Source organism: uncultured Roseobacter sp., from assembly GCF_947496515.1.
Classification (GTDB): Bacteria; Pseudomonadota; Alphaproteobacteria; order Rhodobacterales; family Rhodobacteraceae; genus Roseobacter.
On the sequence record NZ_CANMDB010000010.1, the window covers coordinates 1 to 20,110 of the forward strand.

21 protein-coding genes are annotated in these 20,110 nt (G+C 60.4%); 9 read left to right on the top strand and 12 right to left on the bottom strand.

The window, feature by feature from the left end; translation table 11 throughout:
- Positions 1 to 213 precede the first annotated feature (213 nt).
- Positions 214 to 447: a hypothetical protein gene (locus tag Q1A53_RS16345; protein WP_299968713.1), complete on the top strand. Its 234-nt coding sequence runs from the start codon at positions 214 to 216 to the stop codon at positions 445 to 447.
- A gap of 652 nt (positions 448 to 1,099) precedes the next feature.
- Here Q1A53_RS16345 and Q1A53_RS16350 read toward each other — a convergent pair.
- The 4 genes from Q1A53_RS16350 to Q1A53_RS16365 all read right to left on the bottom strand — a co-directional run bounded on the left by Q1A53_RS16350 (position 1,100) and on the right by Q1A53_RS16365 (position 5,685).
- Entirely contained in the window at positions 1,100 to 1,567 is a 468-nt protein-coding gene (locus tag Q1A53_RS16350) for an Hsp20 family protein (protein WP_299968714.1), read from the bottom strand.
- A gap of 153 nt (positions 1,568 to 1,720) precedes the next feature.
- Positions 1,721 to 3,040, bottom strand: coding sequence for a glycolate oxidase subunit GlcF (gene glcF / locus Q1A53_RS16355; RefSeq protein WP_299968715.1), 1,320 nt, complete (start codon positions 3,038 to 3,040; stop codon positions 1,721 to 1,723).
- Complete coding sequence (locus Q1A53_RS16360) at positions 3,040 to 4,173, bottom strand: FAD-binding protein (RefSeq protein WP_299968914.1); 1,134 nt, start codon at positions 4,171 to 4,173, stop codon at positions 3,040 to 3,042. The genes glcF and Q1A53_RS16360 overlap by 1 nt, the downstream gene beginning before the upstream one ends.
- Before the next feature lie 63 nt (positions 4,174 to 4,236).
- A complete protein-coding gene (locus Q1A53_RS16365; protein ID WP_299968716.1) occupies positions 4,237 to 5,685 on the bottom strand; it encodes an FAD-linked oxidase C-terminal domain-containing protein in 1,449 nt (482 codons plus the stop codon).
- Between the two features lie 79 nt (positions 5,686 to 5,764).
- Between Q1A53_RS16365 and Q1A53_RS16370 the strand changes: the two genes are divergently transcribed.
- The gene (locus tag Q1A53_RS16370) at positions 5,765 to 6,457 is read left to right on the top strand and encodes a DUF599 domain-containing protein (protein ID WP_299968717.1); all 693 of its coding nucleotides are present in this window, start codon (positions 5,765 to 5,767) and stop codon (positions 6,455 to 6,457) included.
- 35 nt (positions 6,458 to 6,492) lie between these two features.
- Positions 6,493 to 6,843, top strand: a complete 351-nt coding sequence (locus tag Q1A53_RS16375; protein ID WP_299968718.1) for a hypothetical protein — start codon at positions 6,493 to 6,495, stop codon at positions 6,841 to 6,843.
- A 4-nt stretch (positions 6,844 to 6,847) separates the two neighbouring features.
- Here the strand turns inward: Q1A53_RS16375 and leuB are convergent, their stop codons facing one another.
- Positions 6,848 to 7,954: a 3-isopropylmalate dehydrogenase gene (gene leuB / locus Q1A53_RS16380; protein ID WP_299968719.1), complete on the bottom strand. Its 1,107-nt coding sequence runs from the start codon at positions 7,952 to 7,954 to the stop codon at positions 6,848 to 6,850.
- A 125-nt stretch (positions 7,955 to 8,079) separates the two neighbouring features.
- Between leuB and Q1A53_RS16385 the strand changes: the two genes are divergently transcribed.
- A complete protein-coding gene (locus tag Q1A53_RS16385; RefSeq protein ID WP_299968720.1) occupies positions 8,080 to 8,754 on the top strand; it encodes a DUF2306 domain-containing protein in 675 nt (224 codons plus the stop codon).
- Between the two features lie 193 nt (positions 8,755 to 8,947).
- Here the strand turns inward: Q1A53_RS16385 and Q1A53_RS16390 are convergent, their stop codons facing one another.
- Both Q1A53_RS16390 and leuD read right to left on the bottom strand, forming a co-directional pair.
- Positions 8,948 to 9,967 (bottom strand): endonuclease/exonuclease/phosphatase family protein, encoded by a 1,020-nt coding sequence (locus Q1A53_RS16390; RefSeq protein ID WP_299968721.1) that lies wholly within the window; start codon positions 9,965 to 9,967, stop codon positions 8,948 to 8,950.
- A 210-nt stretch (positions 9,968 to 10,177) separates the two neighbouring features.
- Positions 10,178 to 10,783, bottom strand: coding sequence for a 3-isopropylmalate dehydratase small subunit (gene leuD / locus Q1A53_RS16395; protein WP_299968722.1), 606 nt, complete (start codon positions 10,781 to 10,783; stop codon positions 10,178 to 10,180).
- 98 nt (positions 10,784 to 10,881) lie between these two features.
- On the opposite strand from leuD, the gene Q1A53_RS16400 reads away from it, so the two are divergent.
- Positions 10,882 to 11,097 (top strand): DUF2945 domain-containing protein, encoded by a 216-nt coding sequence (locus Q1A53_RS16400; protein WP_299968723.1) that lies wholly within the window; start codon positions 10,882 to 10,884, stop codon positions 11,095 to 11,097.
- A 102-nt stretch (positions 11,098 to 11,199) separates the two neighbouring features.
- Here Q1A53_RS16400 and Q1A53_RS16405 read toward each other — a convergent pair whose 3' ends face one another.
- Together Q1A53_RS16405 and leuC are read right to left on the bottom strand one after the other, a co-directional pair.
- Positions 11,200 to 11,886, bottom strand: coding sequence for a DUF429 domain-containing protein (locus Q1A53_RS16405; RefSeq protein WP_299968724.1), 687 nt, complete (start codon positions 11,884 to 11,886; stop codon positions 11,200 to 11,202).
- Between the two features lie 5 nt (positions 11,887 to 11,891).
- Complete coding sequence (gene leuC / locus Q1A53_RS16410; RefSeq protein ID WP_299968725.1) at positions 11,892 to 13,295, bottom strand: 3-isopropylmalate dehydratase large subunit; 1,404 nt, start codon at positions 13,293 to 13,295, stop codon at positions 11,892 to 11,894.
- A gap of 568 nt (positions 13,296 to 13,863) precedes the next feature.
- On the opposite strand from leuC, the gene Q1A53_RS16415 reads away from it, so the two are divergent.
- The 3 genes from Q1A53_RS16415 (at position 13,864) to rlmH (ending at position 16,213) form a co-directional block, all read left to right on the top strand.
- Positions 13,864 to 15,186, top strand: coding sequence for a mechanosensitive ion channel domain-containing protein (locus tag Q1A53_RS16415; RefSeq protein WP_299968915.1), 1,323 nt, complete (start codon positions 13,864 to 13,866; stop codon positions 15,184 to 15,186).
- Positions 15,187 to 15,347: 161 nt separating this feature from the next.
- The gene (rsfS, locus tag Q1A53_RS16420; protein WP_299968726.1) at positions 15,348 to 15,716 is read left to right on the top strand and encodes a ribosome silencing factor; all 369 of its coding nucleotides are present in this window, start codon (positions 15,348 to 15,350) and stop codon (positions 15,714 to 15,716) included.
- A 26-nt stretch (positions 15,717 to 15,742) separates the two neighbouring features.
- A complete protein-coding gene (gene rlmH / locus Q1A53_RS16425) occupies positions 15,743 to 16,213 on the top strand; it encodes a 23S rRNA (pseudouridine(1915)-N(3))-methyltransferase RlmH (RefSeq protein WP_299968727.1) in 471 nt (156 codons plus the stop codon).
- Here rlmH and Q1A53_RS16430 read toward each other — a convergent pair.
- The 3 genes from Q1A53_RS16430 to Q1A53_RS16440 form a co-directional block, all read right to left on the bottom strand.
- Positions 16,210 to 17,520, bottom strand: coding sequence for a TRAP transporter large permease (locus tag Q1A53_RS16430; RefSeq protein WP_299968728.1), 1,311 nt, complete (start codon positions 17,518 to 17,520; stop codon positions 16,210 to 16,212). The genes rlmH and Q1A53_RS16430 overlap by 4 nt on opposite strands.
- Positions 17,517 to 18,011: a TRAP transporter small permease subunit gene (locus Q1A53_RS16435; RefSeq protein ID WP_299968729.1), complete on the bottom strand. Its 495-nt coding sequence runs from the start codon at positions 18,009 to 18,011 to the stop codon at positions 17,517 to 17,519. Before Q1A53_RS16435 ends, Q1A53_RS16430 begins: the two co-directional genes overlap by 4 nt.
- An 87-nt stretch (positions 18,012 to 18,098) precedes the next feature.
- Positions 18,099 to 19,115, bottom strand: a complete 1,017-nt coding sequence (locus Q1A53_RS16440; protein ID WP_299968730.1) for a TRAP transporter substrate-binding protein — start codon at positions 19,113 to 19,115, stop codon at positions 18,099 to 18,101.
- Positions 19,116 to 19,451: 336 nt separating this feature from the next.
- Between Q1A53_RS16440 and Q1A53_RS16445 the strand changes: the two genes are divergently transcribed.
- The gene (locus tag Q1A53_RS16445; RefSeq protein ID WP_299968731.1) at positions 19,452 to 20,087 is read left to right on the top strand and encodes a GntR family transcriptional regulator; all 636 of its coding nucleotides are present in this window, start codon (positions 19,452 to 19,454) and stop codon (positions 20,085 to 20,087) included.
- Positions 20,088 to 20,110 lie beyond the last annotated feature (23 nt).

Consider the following 20,110-nt stretch of genomic DNA (forward strand, 5'->3'; position numbering starts at 1 on the left):
TTGGTCGCTTGTTTGCCATGGTATTCCTCCGTTTTCCTAAACATAGCGGAGGACCACTCCAGTGGGGGAGGATCAACGATGCCTGGAGTCGGTGCAGTCGCAGCGCTGACCTTCCGCGCGGCTGTCGATGATCCAACCCGCCTCTGGTCTTCGAAGGGAGTTGGTCCCTGAGTTGGCTTGACCCCCTCATCCAACCAGTCTTGTGAGCGGAATGTGTCCGGCGGTACCACCCAAGCTGGTGACGTCAACCTGAGGCGGGCGTTGTGCCGAGCAGCGACTATCATCATGAACCCGGGACTTGTTCAACTTGGCTCAGAACATGCGGCGCCCAGCTTGCAAACGCCTTGGTGGGAAAATCGCAATGGTCGCTCTCGTACGCCGCATCGCTGTCATCCTCCACCGGATCTGGATCGATGGCACGACCTTCAACCCAGATGTCGCACCTGACCTTACACGACCGGATGATCCGTTACCCGTTGCCTGCTTGATCGCAGGCCGTCGAGGTCCCGCAGGGGCGCGGTTCCGATGATGCCCCTTTCATGGCTTGCATTGCAGATCACTGACGGGCAGCGCAGGTCGGGAAAGACGCTGACATTCGCCAAGCAAGCCTGTGAGATGGTCGCATCGGAGCTACATCGACCCGGCATCATGCTGGCAGCCAAAGCGTTGACCACCAACCAAGCATGTACCCAAGGCGCCTCATCAGAAGGCCGCCAGACAGCAATTACGGGTACAAACGATCTTATGAAGCCGCCTTGGCGGATCAACTCAACTGTCCAAAGCGGCTTGATGGTGGCGACCACGGCACCGAAGTCCGGCCCATAGACCGGCCCTGTATATTGACGACGGGATCACAGTAAGGCTAGCGCAGACGATTTGCTGAGCGCTCCGCATTTCCGAAAGAAGTAAAAGCGGCCCGCCTGACCAGGATCTAGCCGCAATCCAGCGAATTGACGATTATCTTTGCTGGTGAAATCAGCCGCTGAGCAATCAAAAATCAAGCAAGTCGCGAGCAGCGACAATTGATCTGCCGCCAAATAATCTCGAGGAAAAGGCTTGGGTCACAAGACCCAAGCCCGCTTCGTCTTCCACTACCGCCTTAATTGACGGCTTTTGTATCAACCACATCCTTCTGGATCTGCTTCGTCGAAGAGATCGCAATCTGCCGCGGTTTCAGCGCTTCGGGCACTTCGCGGGTCAGATCAATGTGCAGCATGCCGTCTACGTGCGATGCGCCGGTGACTTGAACGTGATCAGCCAGATGAAAGCGACGTTCAAATGCACGTGTCGCTATACCCCGATGCAGGTAACTCCGGTCACCGTCTTCGTCGGCTTTCTTGGCCGAGACGATCAGCGCATTCTGGCGGACTTCGACCATCAGATCCGCATCGGAAAAGCCTGCAACCGCAATGGAGATGCGATATGCATCATCCTCGAGTTTCTCGATGTTATAAGGCGGGTAGGTTGGCTGCGCGCCATCGTTGGTCAACACCCGGTCCATCAGATCGGCAATCTGGTCAAAGCCGACGGTGGTACGGTAAAGCGGTGCAAAATCATATGTACGCATTGTTCAATCCTCTTGTTGAGCGATCATGACGCCAGCAGCTCCGTCTTTGGACGCCACTGGCAATGGTTAGCGCCTGGCACCCTCATGAGGCGTGACAGACATCGCTTAAGTGGGAAGAACTTGCGGGTTTTCAAGCCCTCTACTGCAAGGGAACTACCGTAGGTTCGGCACGGCACTCGGCCGGTCCGGATCAGAGAGCGCGGGCGGAACAGGGCCCCCAGTCGCCCAATCCAGCAGCTCGACGGTGTGGACAACCGGCACCCCGGTACCCGAACCAATCTGCATCATGCACCCGATATTTCCCGCAGCAATCACATCCGGGTTCTTCGCCTCAAGCGTGCGAACTTTGCGCGTTTTCAGCTGCTTGGAGATCTCCGGCTGCATCAGATTATACGTGCCCGCCGAGCCGCAACAAAGATGCGAATCCGCGGGTTCCACTACGGTATAACCCGCACGCTTCAGCAAATCCTTGGGAAAGGTCTTTATCTGCTGGCCATGCTGCAGCGAGCATGCCGCATGATAGGCCACCCGCGTTCTGCGATCCGACCCCTCGGGCAAATCGAGCTGCATCAACAGCTCTGACACATCCATGGCGAGACCGGCGACCCGCGCGGCATCCTTGGCCAGCGGCTCGTTACGGAACATGTGACCGTAGTCCTTCACAGTCGTGCCGCATCCGGAGGTATTGATGACAATCGCATCCAGGCCCTGGCCGTCCATCTCCCGCGCCCAGGCGCGGATGTTCCGCGCTGCCGTCGCGTGGCTTTCGTCGGTCTTGCCCATGTGATGGGTCAGCGCCCCGCAGCATCCCGCACCCTCGGCCACCACAACCTCGCAGCCCAGCCGCGTCAGCAGCCGGATCGTCGCATCGTTGATGTCGGTGTTCAAAGCCCGTTGTGCGCAACCTGTCATCAGCGCCACCCGCTTGCGCCGCGCCCCTTGAGGCGCAAAGCTTTGCGGATCGTCATTGCGGCTCACCGGCGGGATGGTCTTCGGCGCCATCTCCAGCATCGCACGCAACCTCGCATCCGGCATCAGCCGCGAAAAGGGCCGCCCGAGTTTTGCCCCCGCCAGCGCCAGGCGGAACCGCATCGGATAGGGCAGGATCCGCGCAAGGATCCACCGCAACGCCCGATCACTGAAGGGCCGTTCGTAACGCGCCTCGATGTACTCCCGGGCATGGTCCACCAGGTGCATGTAATGCACACCGGAAGGGCACGTGGTCATGCAGGCCAGGCAGCTCAGACACCGGTCGATGTGCTTGACCGTCTTTTCGTCCGGGTCACGGTCATTCTCCAGCATATCCTTTATCAGATAGATACGCCCCCGCGGACTGTCGAGTTCGTCGCCCAGCACCTGATAGGTCGGGCAGGTGGCCGTGCAGAAACCGCAGTGGACACAAGACCGCAAAATCTCGTTGCTCCGCGCGATGCCGGGGTCCTTCAACTGCGCATCGGTAAATGTTGTCTGCATCAAACCACCTCGTCTGCGACCGGACCCATCAAGCCGCGGTTCAGCATCCCGCGCGGATCAAAGCGCGCCCGCAACCCTTGGGACAAGCGCGCAACGCCGGGTGCCTCCGGCTCGAACCGCGCGATGTCACAGCCCTCACCGCGCACACGCGTGGCGTGGCCATCATACGCTCCAAGCGTGCCCCGCAGGTCCACGCCTGCCGGCACACGCATCCAGATGCGCCCGCCGCCCCAGTCCAGAATCCAGCCTACCGGCGCGGCGCGCGCCACGAGATCCGGCGCCTGCGATGCCCGGCAGGAGACGCACCAGACATCCCCCGGCACCTCCGCCCAAAGCGAGACATCCCGCACCTTCGCCCAGATCCAGAACGACATTTCCGCATCACCCACGGTCATCTCCGCACCAAAGCCGCTCAGCAGCTCCTTTAGCTGCGCCAGCCGATAGTTGACCGAACTCTCAAACCCCTCGATGCGCAGCGCCGTCACAGGACCATCGTCCAGAAGCGCCCCGCAATGTGCAGCGCCAGTGATCTCGTAGGGAGAGCCCATGGCCGCCGCCATCGCCGTCACCGCTGCCTGCGCATCCAAATGGCGCAGCATCAGCGTGCTTTGGGTTTCGGGCCGCGGCAAGACCTTCAACGACACTTCAGACAACACGCCCAGCGTCCCGAAAGAGCCGCACATCAGTTTGACCAGATCGTAGCCAGTGACATTCTTCATCACGCGGCCACCGTTCTTGACGACAGCACCAGTGCCATCGACGAACCGCACACCAAGCGCGTAATCCCGCGCGGCCCCGCCCTGGATCCGCCGCGGCCCGCTCACATTCGCCGCGATCAAACCACCCAGCGTCGGCGCGCCAGAGGTCCCCATGAGCGCGCGCGCGTCCATGGGCTCAAAGGCCAATCGCTGATTCTCCGACGCCAGAGCTGCCTCGATCTCGGCAACCGGTGTGCCCGCCTGCGCCACGAACGTCAGCGCTCCCGGCTCATAGAGTGTAATGCCAGACAGCTCCGACAGAGATAGCGCCGCACCACTGACCTTCACACCGCGGGTACCGCCACCGCTAATCGCCAAAGGCCCATCCGCCGATCTGACGACATCGGCCAGCTCAGCCTCACTCTGTGGTTTTATCATTGTCACTTTGCCCAATAAACTCCGGGGGTGGCTCCCGTGAGGGAGCCGGGGGCTGGCCCCCTACTCCGCTGCGATCCGCTCAGCCCGCCGTGCTTGCGACACGTCCAGCGGAAACACTTTCGCCGGGTTCAACAGCCACTGCGGATCGAACACGTCCTTGACCGCCATCTGCGCTTCCAGATCGGCGGGTGCATACTGCACACTCATCAGATCACGCTTCTCAATGCCCACGCCGTGCTCACCGGTAAGACAGCCGCCCGCTTCGACACAGAGTTTCAGGATTTCCGCACCCATCTCCTCGCACAGCTCCAGATCCCCCGGCTTGTTCGCATCAAAGAGGATCAACGGGTGCATATTGCCGTCGCCGGCATGAAAAACATTCCCAACCTTCAACCCGAATTCCTCGGACATCTCGGTGATCCGCCGCAAAACCATGGGTAAGGACGACACTGGGATCGTTCCGTCCAGACACATGTAATCGTTGATCTGCCCCATGGCGCCAAAGGCTGACTTCCGCCCCAGCCAGATCGCCGCACTCTCCTCGGTTGAGGTGCTCTCACGCAGCTCCACCGGGTCGTGCCGCCGTGCGATCTCCATGATCAGGCTCAGCTGGTGGTCGATCTCCAGATCCGAGCCTTCGACTTCCACGATCAGCAGCGCCTCGCACATCGGGTATCCTGCCTTGGCAAAATTCTCGCAGGCTTCGATGCAGGGGCGGTCCATAAACTCGATCGCAACGGGAAGAACCCCCGCTTTGATGATGTCGCTGACACAGGCGCCCGCCACTTCGGAGCTATCAAAGCCCATCAGCACAGGCCGCGCGCCTTCGGGCTTGGGCAGGATCCGCAACGTAGCCTCTGTCACCACGCCCAGCTGCCCTTCGGAGCCGCAAATCAACCCGAGCAGGTCCAACCCGCCCGCATCCATATGCGCGCCACCGATCTCGACCACCTCACCGTCCATCATCACCATGGTAACGCCCAGCAGATTGTTGGTTGTCACGCCGTATTTGAGGCAATGCGCGCCGCCCGAGTTCATCGCGATATTGCCCGCGATCGCGCAGGCGAGCTGACTGGAGGGATCGGGCGCATAAAAGAAACCATCTTCCTCCACCGCCCCCGTGACACTCAGGTTGGTCCGGCCGGTTTGCACCCGAATAATCCGATCCGCGTAATCTGTCTCCAGCACCTGAGTCATGCGCGCGACACCCAAGATGACGCAATCCGCCGTGGGCAGTGCTCCACCTGCCAACGAAGTGCCGGAACCACGAGGGACCACGGGCACCCCTTCTTCATGGCAGATGCGCAGAACGTCCGAGACCTCCTGAGTGGTCGCCGGTAGCACCGCAACCATCGGCGGACATTTGTAGGCCGTCAGCGCGTCACACTCATAGGCCCGTGTCTCTGCCTCGTCGTGAATCACCGCATTGTCGGGCAAACAACCCTGAAGCCGCGCGACAACCCGCGCCTTGCGCGCGAGGATCAGCGGGTCGGGAACAGGCATCTCCATAGAACATCCTCCGTTTGGTAAAATAATATGACCAATTTATCCCATTGGCAAGTTTTATCGGACCTGCCATGGCTGCCGCATGACTTTTATGGACCGCATCGCCCTGTTCGAACCCGCCGATTTCACGGCTCTTGCACTGCTCTTTGGCCTCTGGGCCGCCATCGGTTGGCGGGTGGAGCACCCGTCAGCCACGCATCTTTCCACATCACAGATAATGGCCGATTACCGGCAGGAGTGGATGCGGCAAATGGTGCACAGAAATCCGCGCATTTTCGACGCCCAGATGTTGGGCCATCTGCGTCAGGGAACGGCCTTCTTTGCCTCCACTTCCGTGATCGCGATCGGTGGCACACTGGCCGTTCTGGGGAATGCCGAACGCCTGGCAGGCGTTGCAGGAGAGATCACCTTGATGAACGATCCAACGATTGTCTGGGAACTGAAACTGATGGTGCTGGCGCTGTTTCTGACCAACGCTTTTCTGAAATTTGTCTGGGCAAACCGGCTTTTTGGCTACTGTGCCGTGTTGATGGGGGCCGTCCCCAACGATCCCGACCATTCAGAGGCGTTTGCACGCGCCGAACAGGCAGCCCAAATCAACATCACCGGCGCACGCAGTTTCAACCGGGGGCTGCGGTCCATGTATTTCGCGCTTGCATCGACCGCGTGGCTTGCCGGACCCTTCACGTTGATCATCGCGGCTGGTATCACCGTCACCGTGATCTGGCGCAGGGAATTCGCTTCCGCCTCTCGAAAAATACTCCTGAGTTCCTAAATTGCGCCTAACAGTTTGTTAGAAGGTTTTCTGGAATGAGATTTATCGCAGCGATTGCTCTGCTCATGGCCACGCCGGCTCTGGCCGAACCACCAAAAATCGACAATGTCCGCGTCAGCCAGCGTGGGGAGACCTGGCGCTTTGACGTGACAATCTCGCATCCCGACACCGGCTGGGATCACTATGCCGATGCGTGGCGGATCCTCGATATGGACGGCAACCAGCTTGCCATTCGCGAACTGGCGCATCCGCATGTGGAGGAACAACCCTTCACGCGGTCTCTGTCCGGCGTACGCCTGCCGGAAGGCACAACACAGGTCCAAGTTCAGGCCCGCGATCTGCCCGGCGGCTGGAACCCGGACACCACGGTGGTATCGCTGCGCTGATCGCTCAAAGACTGTTGTCGAGGGCCGTCAGGATTGCATCGCCCATCTGAGTGGTGCTGATCGGCTGCCCACCGTCGGCGCCCATCAGATCCGCCGTGCGTGCACCATCTGCCAACACCGCCTCGATCGCCTGCTCCAGACGTGTGGCCTCGTCCCCCTGATCGAAGGAATAGCGCAGCGCCATCGCAAAACTCAGGATGCAGGCAATGGGGTTGGCCTTGCCCTGCCCGGTAATGTCAGGGGCCGAGCCATGCACAGGCTCGTAAAGCGCCCGCGGTGGGCCATCACCGCGCGGCGCGCCCAGGCTGGCGGAAGGCAACATGCCCAAGGACCCTGTCAGCATCGCCGCACAATCCGACAGGATATCGCCAAACAGGTTGTCGGTCAGGATCACGTCGAACTGCTTGGGCGCGCGCACCAGCTGCATCGCGCCATTATCCGCGTACATATGGCTCAATTCGATATCGGGATAGTCCGTGTCGCGGACCTTTTGCACGACCTCCCTCCACAGGATACCGCTTTCCATCACGTTGGCCTTCTCCATCGAGCAGACCTTGCCCGACCGCCGCCGCGCCAGCTCAAACGCCGAACGTGCTACACGGTCGATCTCACCTTCAGTATAGCGTTGGGTGTTGATCCCGACCCGCTCGTTCCCCTCTTCGAAAATCCCGCGCGGCTCGCCGAAATAGACGCCCGAGGTCAGCTCGCGGACGATCACGATGTCGAGCCCCGCGACGATGTCCTTTTTCAGCGAGGAGAAATCCGCAAGCGCGTCAAAACACTGTGCAGGCCGCAGGTTGGAGAAGAGATCCATCTCCTTGCGCAGGCGCAGCAGACCCCGTTCGGGCTTGACGCTGAAATCGAGCGCATCGTACTTCGGCCCTCCAACAGCACCCAGCAGCACCGCGTCGGCGGCGAGTGCCTTGGCCATCGTTTCATCATGCAGCGGCGTGCCGTGGGCGTCATAGGCTGACCCGCCGACCAGGTCCTCGCTGACGTCAAAGCGCAGATCTCGCTTGGCGCCGAACCAGTCGATGACCCGCTTCACCTGCTCCATCACCTCCGGTCCGATGCCGTCGCCTGCGAGAATGAGAAGGGAAGGGTTTGCCATGGGTCGTCTCCTGCGGTCAGTTATCGTCTGCGGCCTACCGCGCGGCCCGGCCCGGGTCAAGAAGCCGCCTCGCAGCGCGCGGGGCGATCGGATATTGTCAGGACAAAACGTTACTGAGGCGACGCATGAAAACGGCACGCAAACGCCAGATTGCGCTGACTGCCGGGATGGGCTTGCTGGCACTACTGGTGCTGCCCTTCACCTTGGATGCCGTCACGAAGGGGTTGACCCTGTGGTCGCCGGGCACGGTCACCCAGAGCCGTTTCTTTACGCCGGGTGGCGCGCTCAGCAACCCCGCGATCTTTGGCCATATGGTGCTGGGCGGGGTGTTGAGTTTCCTGATCCTGCTGCAGCCACTGCCGGTGCTGCGCAGACATCTGCCCGCGGTTCATGGGTGGATGGGGCGCGGCCTCGTGCTCGCCGCATTTCTGACGGCGCTTGGCGGGCTCTTCTTCATTGCCCTGCGCGGTACGATCGGCGGTCTGCCAATGGACGTCGGCTTCACCCTCTACGGTCTGCTCATGGAGATCAGTGCGGTGCAGACGATCCGCATGGCGCGCGCAGGCCGGATCGCGGAGCACCGGGACTGGGCGCTGCGGCTTCTTGTGCTGGCGCTTGGCTCGTGGCTCTACCGGGTGCACTACGGCATCTGGTACGCCATCACGGGCGGCATTGCCTCGACACCCACCTTCGACGGTACCTTTGATCTGGTGCAGAATGGTGCCTTCTACCTGCCCTATCTGTTGGTACTGGAACTTGTCCTGCGCCGCCGACGTGCCAGATCAATAGGGCACGCCTAGGGCATCCAATAGTAAACCTGAGACACACCGCTTTGATCGGAGCGCCCGCGCAACAGGCACTGTTGCGCCGCGCCGTTCCGCCCCCGTCAAACCGGAGGTTTGCCTTTGGCAAAACGGGCGGCGCGATTGCGCCACCCCTCGGAACGGCACTTCAGTACAACTGTCGAGTGTCTCAGGTTTACTATTGGATGCCCTAGGGCGCCAGATCCACCCAGACAAGCCGGTGACGACTGGCCGCGATTGCGGTTTGACCCAGAGGTGTATCCGGCTCGGGCCAGATCACTTCTGCGTCGAGCACCTGCCAGTCGGCGGACGGCAGCACATAATCGACGCGCAGATTACCGGGCACCGGGTCCGTCCAATCAGCCGTGTCCAGCGCATCACCGGTCGCCGCCAAGCTGCCATCACTGCCGGGCTTGGGGTCTTGCAGACGCGGGTCCGCCAGCAGCCCGGTGATGGCCGTTTTAATGCCCTCTCCCCCCAGCGGGTCCTGATTGAGATCGCCCATCAGCACAAAACGCCCTTCCGGTGCGGCACCGAAGCGACCGGAAAGATAATGCTGCCAAAAGAGGATCTCGTCATGGTTGCGCCTGCCATTGCGGTCTTCCGGTCCGTCGAACACGGGCGGGCTGGCGTGAAGGGTCAGCACCTCCACTGTGCCCAGATCAGGCACCACGACAGGCACGGCCCAGTGATTGACGTTGGACAGCCGCTGGATCGCCTGCGCCTCGGCTGACGGAAACGGGCCCGCCTCGGTCTCCGGCAAGAGCGCACCGGGCACGTCGCGCCACAAAACATCCGTGAAGTCTCGTATCCCCGCATAGTCAATCGGGTACCGGGACAGCAACGCCATGCCCCCCTGCCCCGAAAACTGACCATAGCTTTGCGCATCGCGCGCATCCCCCAGGTGGCCATCGCCATCCATGTCCAGACCGGTCGGAAACCCCGTGTTGGGCCTGGCGGAAAAACTATAGCCGTAGTCAATGCCCCGCGCTCTCAAAGCATCGACATAGGCCGTTAGCGCTGCCCCGGTCAGATCATAGTCAAAGCCCTGAAGCACGAGGATATCCGCATTCGCCGCGACAATCACATCCAGCGTGGCGGTGACCTGGGGATCCTCACCGCGCGCAATATCGCGCAGCAAGAGACCGGGCCCCTTGCGCGACAGCTCTGTGTTGAACGTCGCCACCCGAAGTGCGTCGTCTGCGCCCACGCCCCTCGCAGGTGACAGGAGGAGGACGAGAAGGCAGGCAGTCAAAACGACCAGCCCACGCTCCTGCTGCGGGAGGTGTCGCAGTCTGTCGCCAAGACCAACATGCCTCATGCCATCACCATTCGACCCGGACCGGCGCCATATCGGCACCGGCGTTACCCTAGCAGATTACCGGACATATGTACGATCGCGAACGCACCGACACTAGGATCAGACCCAGGGACGCGCCTGCGCCGCGGCATTCTCGAACCGGTCGATGGCAGGCGCTTTTTCCATGGTCAGCCCGATATCATCGAGCCCTTCCATGAGGCACCGCTTTTTGAAGGGATCAACCTCAAAGCTGAAGACTTCACCATCGGAGCTGGTCACCGTCTGGTTTTCCAGGTCGATGGTCATCCGCGCATTGGCGCCCTTCTCGGCGTCCTTCATCAGCGCGTCTACCTGTTCCAGTGGCAGGGCGATGGGCAGGATGCCGTTCTTGAAACAATTGTTGTGGAAAATGTCCGCGAAGGAAGGCGCGATCACGCAGCGGATGCCAAAGTCCTTGATGGCCCAGGGTGCGTGCTCGCGCGAGGATCCGCATCCGAAGTTATCGCCCGCCACGAGGATCTCCGCCTTGCGGTAGGCGTCCTTGTTCAGCACGAAATCGGGGATCTCGCTGCCGTCATCATCGTAGCGCATCTCGTCAAAGAGGTTTACGCCCAAGCCGGAGCGCTTGATCGTCTTGAGGAATTGTTTGGGAATGATCATGTCGGTATCGACATTGATCAGCGGCATGGGCGCCGCAATCCCGGTGAGAGTTTCGAATTTATCCATGATCAGATGGTCCTTTGTGTCGGGGCGCCAAGCCGGTCGGGGAACCGCGCGGGGCTGTGGGGTGTTAGCCTGCCAGACATAGCACAGAGGACAGACCAATGGCATATGGTGAAGGCACGAAAGTCGAATGGGACTGGGGTAACGGTACGGGTACGGGCAAGGTGGTCAAGAAATACACCCGCAAGACCACTCTGACGATTAAGGGCAGCGAAGTTACCCGGGACGCAAGCGATGACAAACCCGCTTACCGCATCGAGCAGGAAGACGGCGACGAGGTGCTCAAATCGCACAGCGAGGTGCGTGGGATATCCTAAGCTGGCCATATTTTGATGCAAAAGTCGGGAACACACGTTCGTTGGATCGGAGCTTGGCCCGGCTGTAAGGAAGAGATTGGGTCGGATCGCATCAGCTTCACCTCAGGCTGAAATTGACATTGTCAAACCGGTTGGATCTTCCTGAGGTGCGTCAGGTGTCGTCTCGTGCTTGGAGGTGACGACACGGTTTGCACTCCAACACAGGATCGCGGCATCGATAAGATCATCTGTCGCGACTTTTGCATCAGAAGCCAGGCCCTCGGACAGCATACTCAGGTCAAAGCCTAGAGAGACCAGAGCATTCAGCCGTTCAAAAGTACCTTTGACCGAATTTTTCGACGCTCTGGCAGGGCGGCGCCAGAACGCACAAAACGACATTTCTGGATGACCCTCCTTAATGCGCTTCTGTCCAAACTGACGAATAACGCAGTCCGCCTCCACAATCTTCGGGACCAGAGCCCACGTTTGTTGCGACAACCCAACGCCGACCACCGCACGGTTGGTGTTGCTGGCCGATTCGTAATCTGCCTCGTACGTGGCTTGTCGGCACGGACTATTGAAAACGCTACTTTTTCGACCCGGCAGTTGACGTCGCAGAGCATGTTCCACAAGTCTGCCAGACGGTCCCTCTGACAAACCAATAGGAATATCAACGACCGCAAGATCGACCTTTATCTCGGACAAAAGATCAAAGAGCTTAGCACGATGACAAAGGGTCGCTGTGCCAAAATCACCATCCTCTGCAACCACGGCGACCCAACCGTCTTTACACCCGTCAATGCCAGCCACGCGCATCACATCAACTCGCGCACGTCCGTCAGCTTGCCAGTAATCGCCGCCGCTGCGGCCATGGCGGGCGACATCAGGTGCGTCCTGCCTCCGCGGCCTTGACGACCCTCGAAGTTGCGATTGGACGTGGCGGCACAGCGCTCGCCCGGTTGCAGCTGGTCTGGGTTCATCGCGAGGCACATGGAACAGCCCGCGAGTCGCCATTCAAAGCCTGCCTCCTTGAAGATTTCCGCCAGACCCTCTTCTTCGGCCTGTGCACGTACGAGACCTGATCCCGGCACAACCATCGCGCGTTTCACGCCGATCTTCTTGCCCTTCAGGATGGCGGCAGCGGCGCGCAGATCCTCAATCCGGCCGTTCGTGCATGACCCGATGAACACCGTGTCGATTTCCACGTCCGAGAGGGGCGTGCCCGGTGTGAGACCCATGTAGTCCAGCGACCGTTGCGCCGCGCCGACCTTGCCGCCTTCGAACTCATCCGCAGAGGGAATAGCTGCGGTGATCGGCAACACATCCTCTGGTGACGTGCCCCAGGTAACCACTGGCGCAATATCTTCGCCCTTGAGGGTGATCACCTTGTCCCAGGCAGCATCGTCGTCGGAGTAGAGGGTCTTCCACCAATTCATCGCGGCCTCCCACTGAGCACCCTTGGGTGCGTGGGGACGGCCCTTGCAATATTCGAACGTCTTTTCGTCTGGCGCGATCAGACCGGCGCGCGCACCGCCCTCGATGGCCATGTTGCAGACGGTCATGCGGCCTTCCATGCTGAGGTCACGAATGGCCTCACCGCAGTATTCAATCACGTAACCCGTGCCACCTGCCGTGCCGGTCGCACCGATGACCGACAGGGTGATGTCCTTGGCTGTCACGCCGGGACGTAGCTTGCCGGTGATCTCGACCTTCATGTTCTTGGACTTTTTCTGGATCAGCGTCTGCGTGGCCAGCACATGCTCGACCTCGGAGGTGCCGATGCCATGCGCCAGCGCACCGAATGCCCCGTGGGTGGCCGTGTGGCTGTCGCCGCAAACAACGGTCATGCCGGGCAACGTCCAGCCTTGCTCGGGGCCCACGATATGCACGATCCCCTGCCGGACGTCCGACACCGGGTAATAGTGGATACCGAAATCCTTGGCGTTCTTATCGAGAGCCGCCACCTGAATGGCGCTGTCCTCGGTCATGTTGGCGGGATCCTCTCGGCCCGCGGTCGTAGGCACGTTGTGATCCGGCACGGCGATGGTCTTGTCGGGGCTGCGCACCTTGCGGCCCGTCATCCGCAGACCCTCGAAGGCTTGCGGGCTGGTGACTTCATGCACCAGATGGCGGTCGATGTAGAGCAGGCAGGTGCCGTCCTCGGCTTCATGCGCCACATGGGCGTCCCAGATTTTATCGTAGAGCGTTTTGGGGGACATCGGTCCTCTCCCTTGGCAAACGGAAATTTGAAAAATGCGGGCAAGCGTGCGCTTACAGTCGCGCGCAGACGGCCCGTGTCATACGTTGGAACCGACCCGGCAGCCGGGCGTGATCCGCAATGTTGAAAAACATCGTCATGGCCAGCAGCGATAGCGCGAATCTCTCGTACCATCAAGCTGCCATCGCGGACCGTCTTAACCGGTGCGTCGACGCCGGGCCAACAGACCAAGGCCCGCCAAGTCGCGGTTGCCGCGGAGCGTCGATGTGCCCTGACCCGGCGTGCCCACGTCCGGACTACCGATTTGAAAGAAGCCGTCGCTCAGATCACCGTCGATAGCGTCATCTTAGATCACGGCACACCGCGCGGCCAGAAGAACGGCGGCGGCACGGGCATATGTCTTCATCGGAAAAACCTACTCGGAAACGGGCCGCAAGGCTGGCACTTCGGGCGCACGGGCGTCTACGGGATGGATACCATGGTCGCTTGTCGCCCCTTCGCCGATGTGCCAGTTTCGCGATCAAGGAGAGGTGATGGACGTGGAAGAAGAAGCCTTCGCTGCGGCGCTGATGTCGGTTGACGAGATCTGGTTCCTCTTCACCAGCTTCCTGCAAAGCGTCATGACGCCCGGATGGCGGCAAAACCAGCTGCTGATCGTGTTGGGGCTGGCCGTCCTTTGCTATTTCCTGCACATCCTTTCCGGACGGCTGATCGACCGGCACGTGCGCGCCCGCGAGGGTTGGTCGAAATGGCAGTTGCGCATGATCATTCAGATCAAGCGGCGCATGGGGCTGATCTGGTTCGCGGCCCTTGCGGGCGGCGTCTACCTCATCATGCAGCAGGTGACCTGGCCGTCACGCTCCTACTTCATCGGACTGGCGGCGACGCTGGCACTGGTCTGGACCGGGATCGCCTACGCGGCACGGCTTGTGCGCAACCCCTTTTTGCGACGGTTGGTGACCTGGGGACTGTGGATCTATGCCACGCTCTATCTCGTCGGCCTTGCGGACGAAGTATCCTCGTTTCTGGATGGGATCGCGCTCGACATCGGGGAATTCCACCTGTCGCTGCTCACCCTGATCAGCGCCGCCGTGATGATCGCGGTCTTCTTTACCGTGGCGCGGATTATCAGCTCCACCACCGCCTCCAGCATCCGCAAGAACGAGGACATCAGCCCCTCGATGCAGGTGCTGGCTGTCAAGGCAGTGCAGATATTCCTCTATGGATTCGCGTTTTTCATGGGAGTCAAAGCCGTCGGCATCGACCTCACGGGGCTCGCGGTGCTCTCGGGCGCCATCGGTGTGGGGCTTGGTTTCGGTCTGCAAAAGGTCGTCTCCAACCTCGTCTCGGGCGTGATCATCCTGCTCGACAAGTCGATCAAGCCCGGCGACGTGATCAGCCTGGGCGAGACGTTTGGCTGGATCAACGCGCTCGGCGCGCGCTACGTCAGCGTCGTTACCCGCGACGGCAAGGAATACCTGATCCCCAACGAGGATCTGATCACGGGCCAGGTTGTGAACTGGTCCCATTCCAACGAATACGTGCGGCTCGATATCTTCTTTGGCACCTCTTACGGCTGTGATCCGCATCTGGTGCGCAAACTGGCCATCGAGGCCGCGGCAGATGTTGACCGGGTGCTGTCGCATCCAAAGCTCCCCGTCTGTCATATCGTGGGGTTCGGAGACAGCTCAGTGGACTTTATCCTGCGGTTCTGGATCCGCGACCCGACCGGCGGGCTGACAAACATCCGCGGCAACGTCTATCTGGCCTTGTGGGATGCGTTCAAGGCGCATGACATCTCCATCCCCTTCCCACAGCGTGAGGTTCGGCTGCTGGGGGAGGATGCCAGCCCACCGGCGGAGACCAGCACAGACCGGCCCACCGCCGATTAATCAAGAATTCCTTAACCATCATGCTGTCATTGAATTGTCGCGTGCATATTGCTATTTTTACCTAACCCAGCGTCGGGGTTCAGGCGGCGCGACAAAAGGAGGACGATGTCCTGTCTATCCATGCTGACGCAGCCAATGCTGCTCAACCCGGCTCCGCGGTAATGGTCACCGCGACCGACACAGCCACCAGCGACGCGCTTCTGGCGACTATCCTTTCATCCATCTCAGACGACAAAGCCGAAGATATCGTGCAGATCGATCTGCGCGGCAAATCCGAGATCGGCGACTACATGGTGATTTGCTCGGGCCGTTCGACCCGTCAGGTCGCCGCGATTTCGGAAAAGCTGGCGCAGACGGTCAAGGATACCTACGGTCGCAGCGTAAAGATGGAAGGCAAGGAAACGGGCGATTGGGTCCTGATCGACACGGGCGATGTGATCGTTCACGTCTTCCGCCCCGAAGTGCGCGAATTCTATCAGTTGGAAAAGATGTGGCTGCCCGTCTCCGAAGCCGGGACCGCCTCCCACTGATGCGCCGCTGACCCGCGCGGCGGCTGATGCGTGTGCATATCATTGCGGTCGGCCGCCTGAAGGCCGGGCCGCAACAGGTTCTCATCGATGACTATCTGACCCGCTTTGACCGCACGGGCCGCGCGCTTGGGCTCGGGCCCGCGCAGGTCGTGCAGCTTGATGAACGCAAGGGCGGCAGCAAGGCGGGTGAAGCTGCTTTGGTCCGCCGTGCCCTGCCTGGCGGTGCCGTTGTGGTGGCGCTGGATGAACGCGGGGCGGTCATCAGCTCGCCCGCATTCGCACAAAAGCTCGGTGGATGGCGCGACAACGGCGCCCGCGATCTGGCGCTGTTGATTGGGGGGGCCGACGGCCTTGACCCCGCGCTCTGCGCCGACGCCGATGCCAGGCTGTCACTGGGCAAGATGGTCTGGCCCCATATGCTGGTCCGGGTGATGATTGCGGAGCAACTCTACCGCGCCGCCTCCATCCTCGCGAGCGCGCCCTATCATCGGGACTAGTTGAACGTCGCAGGCATCAAGGTCATCGGCAGCCAAAGTGCGATCTGCGGGAACAGAATGATAAGCAGCAGAATGAGCAGCATGGGCGCCAGGATGATCAGCACATCCGGCAGCACCTTGACCACATTCACCTGCCCGATCGCGGCTGAAATCAGCAGACAAAGCCCGTAGGGCGGTGTGACCAGTCCAAAGGCCAGCGATACGATACCGATGATGGCAAAGACGACCGGATGGATCTCCGCTGCTGTGGCCACCGGCAACAGCACTGAGCCCAGGATGATGATCGTCGGGATGGCATCAATGAAGAGGCCAAAAAACAGAAACAGGCAGGCGATCAAGACGGCCGTACCAAAGGGGCCGAACTCCATCGCGGTCATGACCTCCACCAACAGGCGGGGCGCGTTGTAGAAGGATAGCATCCAGCCAAAGGCAGATGCTGTCCCGATCGCGAAGAGCGAGATCGAGGCGAACCGCCCTGTGTCGTAGAAGATCGTCCCCAGATCGCGCGGCGTCACAGTCCGGTAGACGAACACCCCGAGGATCAGCGCGTAGCCCGCCGCGATGATGGCGCTTTCGGTCGGAGTGACAAGGCCGCCGACGATGCCCCCAATCACCAGCACAGGTGTGAGGATCGCGAGGAACGCACCGCGAAAGGCCGTCCAGAAATCACCGAACGTAGGTCTTGCCACGATTGGATAGTCATAGAGCTTGGCGTAGACATAGACGGTCGCCATCAGTGCAAAGCCGATCAGGAAACCGGGGATGGCACCCGCAAGAAACAGCGCACCGACGGAGATTTGCATCACACCGCCCCAGATGACCATCAGAATGCTGGGCGGGATGATCACCCCCATCACCGAGGAGCAAGCCGTCAGCGCGACGGCAAAGCGTGTGTCATAGCCTTCGCGGACCATCGCGGGGATCAGGATCTTGCCGCAGCCTGCTGCATCCGCGGTGGAGGAGCCAGAGATACCGGCAAACAGCATCGAAACCGCCACGTTGACGTGCCCCAGCCCTCCGGGCATCCAACCCGTCATGACGCGGGCAAGCGTGATCAACCTATCGGTGATCTGTCCAGAATTCATCAGGTTTGCCGCGAGGAGGAAAAATGGCACCGCCAGCAGGATGAAGGAGTTATAGGACTGGAACATCCGGTCGATGATGATGAAAGGCGTCAGCCGGAGATCCAGCACCACAATGGGAATGATCGCGATTCCGAGGGCAAAGGCCACCGGCACCCGGATCAGGATCAGCGCCAGAAAGCCCCCCACCAGAATGGCGCAGGCGACACCGGTTGTCAGGATCATGCCGCAGCCCCTCTGCTAGCTCGATACTCAGCCCAGGCCTCACCCAGACGGTACGCGCAGAAGATGGCCCAGACAGCCCCCGCGATCGGTACTGTAATGTAAGTCCAGAGAAGATTGACCCGCATCATGACAGAGCTCTGGATCGATCCGACCTTGGCGTATTCGATGCCGTACCACGCGAAAAGCACACCAAAGATGCCAACAAACAGGTACACCACCGCCTTTTGCACCAACACCGTGCCGGGCTGCGAGGCATCGGGCGTGATCACCACATCGAAATGGGTCCCTTCCCAAACGGCGATCATGGACCCGATCATCACGATCCACACAAAGATGAAAGTCGCGAGCTCTTCGGTCCAGAGATAGGTGGGAATGACGCCTGTGTACCGCGCCAGCACCTGCATGCCCACAGGGATGGCCAGGGTTGCCATGAGAATGGCAAGGATCACCCGCAGTCCCTTGCAAAGTGTTTCCAGCAGTCGCCCGATCATGATGACGCGGCCCCCCAACCCACGGGACCTCAGGACCCGAACGCACAAAAGAGGCACCGCCGCCGGGGCGGTGCCTCAGATACTCAATTACATGCCGCGGACAGTTTCCAGCAGATCACTTGCCCCGATCTCCGCCGCAAAGGCATCCTGAACGGGTACGACCATCTCCAGCAGCTTGTCGCGGTTCTCGAATTCAGTGACCGTGATCTGGCCGGCGTCGACCATTTCCTGAAGCTTGATGCCGTCCTCGCGCGATTCCAACTCGCGGCCAAAGGCACCCGCTTCACGACCGGCCTTGGCCACCGCTTCCTGCAAATCGGCAGGCAGGTTGCGGAAAGTCTTGCCGCTCATCACGATGGGACGCACGGTGATCGTGTGCTTGGTCAAGGTCACATTCGGCGCCACTTCGTAGAACTTCAGGTTCTGAATGCTCGCCGCCTCATTCTCAAACCCGGCAATCACCCCGGACTGGATGGCGTTGTAGACTTCATTGTAGGCGATCGCCGAAGGCGCCGCTGTCAGAGCCGAGAAGATCTGGGCCTGAATGGGCGCACCCATCACCCGCATCTTGTGGCCCTCGAGGTCATCGAGATTGGCAATGGGCGCACTGGAGACAAGGTTGCGCACCCCGCCGCCGGTGTATCCCAGCACCATGATGTCGGCGTTCTCCTCCAGTTCGGCCTCAAGCGGGGCGAAGGCGGCGCTCGACAGCACACTGTCCCAGTGCTCGAGGTCCCGGAACAGAAACGGCATATCCATCAACGGGATGGAGGGCGCAAACTTCGCCATATTGGACGGCGCCATGATCGTGTAGTCAATGGCCACGCCCTGCTGGAGGAAATTGACATAGTCTTTCTCCACCCCCAATTCGCCATTGAGGCGCAAATCAAACGTGACATCGCCGTCGTAGTAGGTATCCACCAGCTCTGCGAACTTCTGCATTGTCTTGGTGAAGGCGTGGTTTTCATCGAACATGCTCGCACCGCGCAGCGTCACATCCTCGGCATGCGCCGCCGTGATCGACGTCGCACTGATCGCCGCCACTGTCATCGCCGTCTTGACCAGACCGCGCGCCATGCCTCTCGCACCATCAAAAAAATTCATCTCAGTCCTCCCTGTATTTCGGTTCCGACGCTCATGCCAGCGACCGGATTCTGTCGAAATCACGTCCGAGATAAGCGCGGTAAAAGGCCCGCGTCAAGCAAAATGCCGACTAGTATGGTAATTAGACTTACGATAAGATCTGACCCAGCGTCTGACATCAGCGGCAAGTTGGCTCTGGCACCACCATGGGACAGTTCGGTTTGAAGCCGGGGCCATTTCGTCTATTCATCACGTCGGGCGCTTAAGCTGGCTATGCCTGGGACGAAACCGGAGAGACGCACCATGATCGTGACTGACACACCGCGGGATGCAGTACGGCTGACAAGCACGGAGGAGGTGTTTCGCCAGCTCAAGTCCAGCATCGTCTCATTGGAGCTGGAGCCCGGAAGCAAAATCTCCGAAGTAGAGGTTGCCAAGACCTACAATGTATCGCGCCAACCGGTGCGCGAGGCCTTTATGCGGCTTGGCGCACTCAACTTGCTTGAAATCAGGCCGCAACGCGCGACCCGCGTGCGCAAGATCTCTCACAGCGGATTGCGGAACACGCGTTTTATCCGCGCGGCGGTCGAAGTGGAGGTGGTTCGAGTGGCCTGCGAGGTTGCGACAGCCCAAAGCCTTGAGCCGATCTACGCCAATCTCGACGCGCAAAGTGATGCCATTGCTGCGGGCAACGGCGACGCGCTGCATTTGTTGGATTACCGCTTTCACGAACTGATCTGCCAGGCAGCCGGGTGTTTGCCCGCCTTCAAAACCATTGCCGAGAACAAGACCCATACGGACAGGGTTTGCACGCTCGTGCTGGCGGATGCCTGCGGCATGCAAGAGGTGTTTGATGGACACTCCGCGATTATAGACGCCCTGGCGCAGCGGAACGTGGAAAAAGCGGTCGCCAATACACGTCTGCATCTGCAGCACCTGGACGAAACGCTGGTCATCGCAAGCAGCAGACACCCTGACTTTTTTGAAGATTGAGCGCACAGCAAAAGCCAGATTGA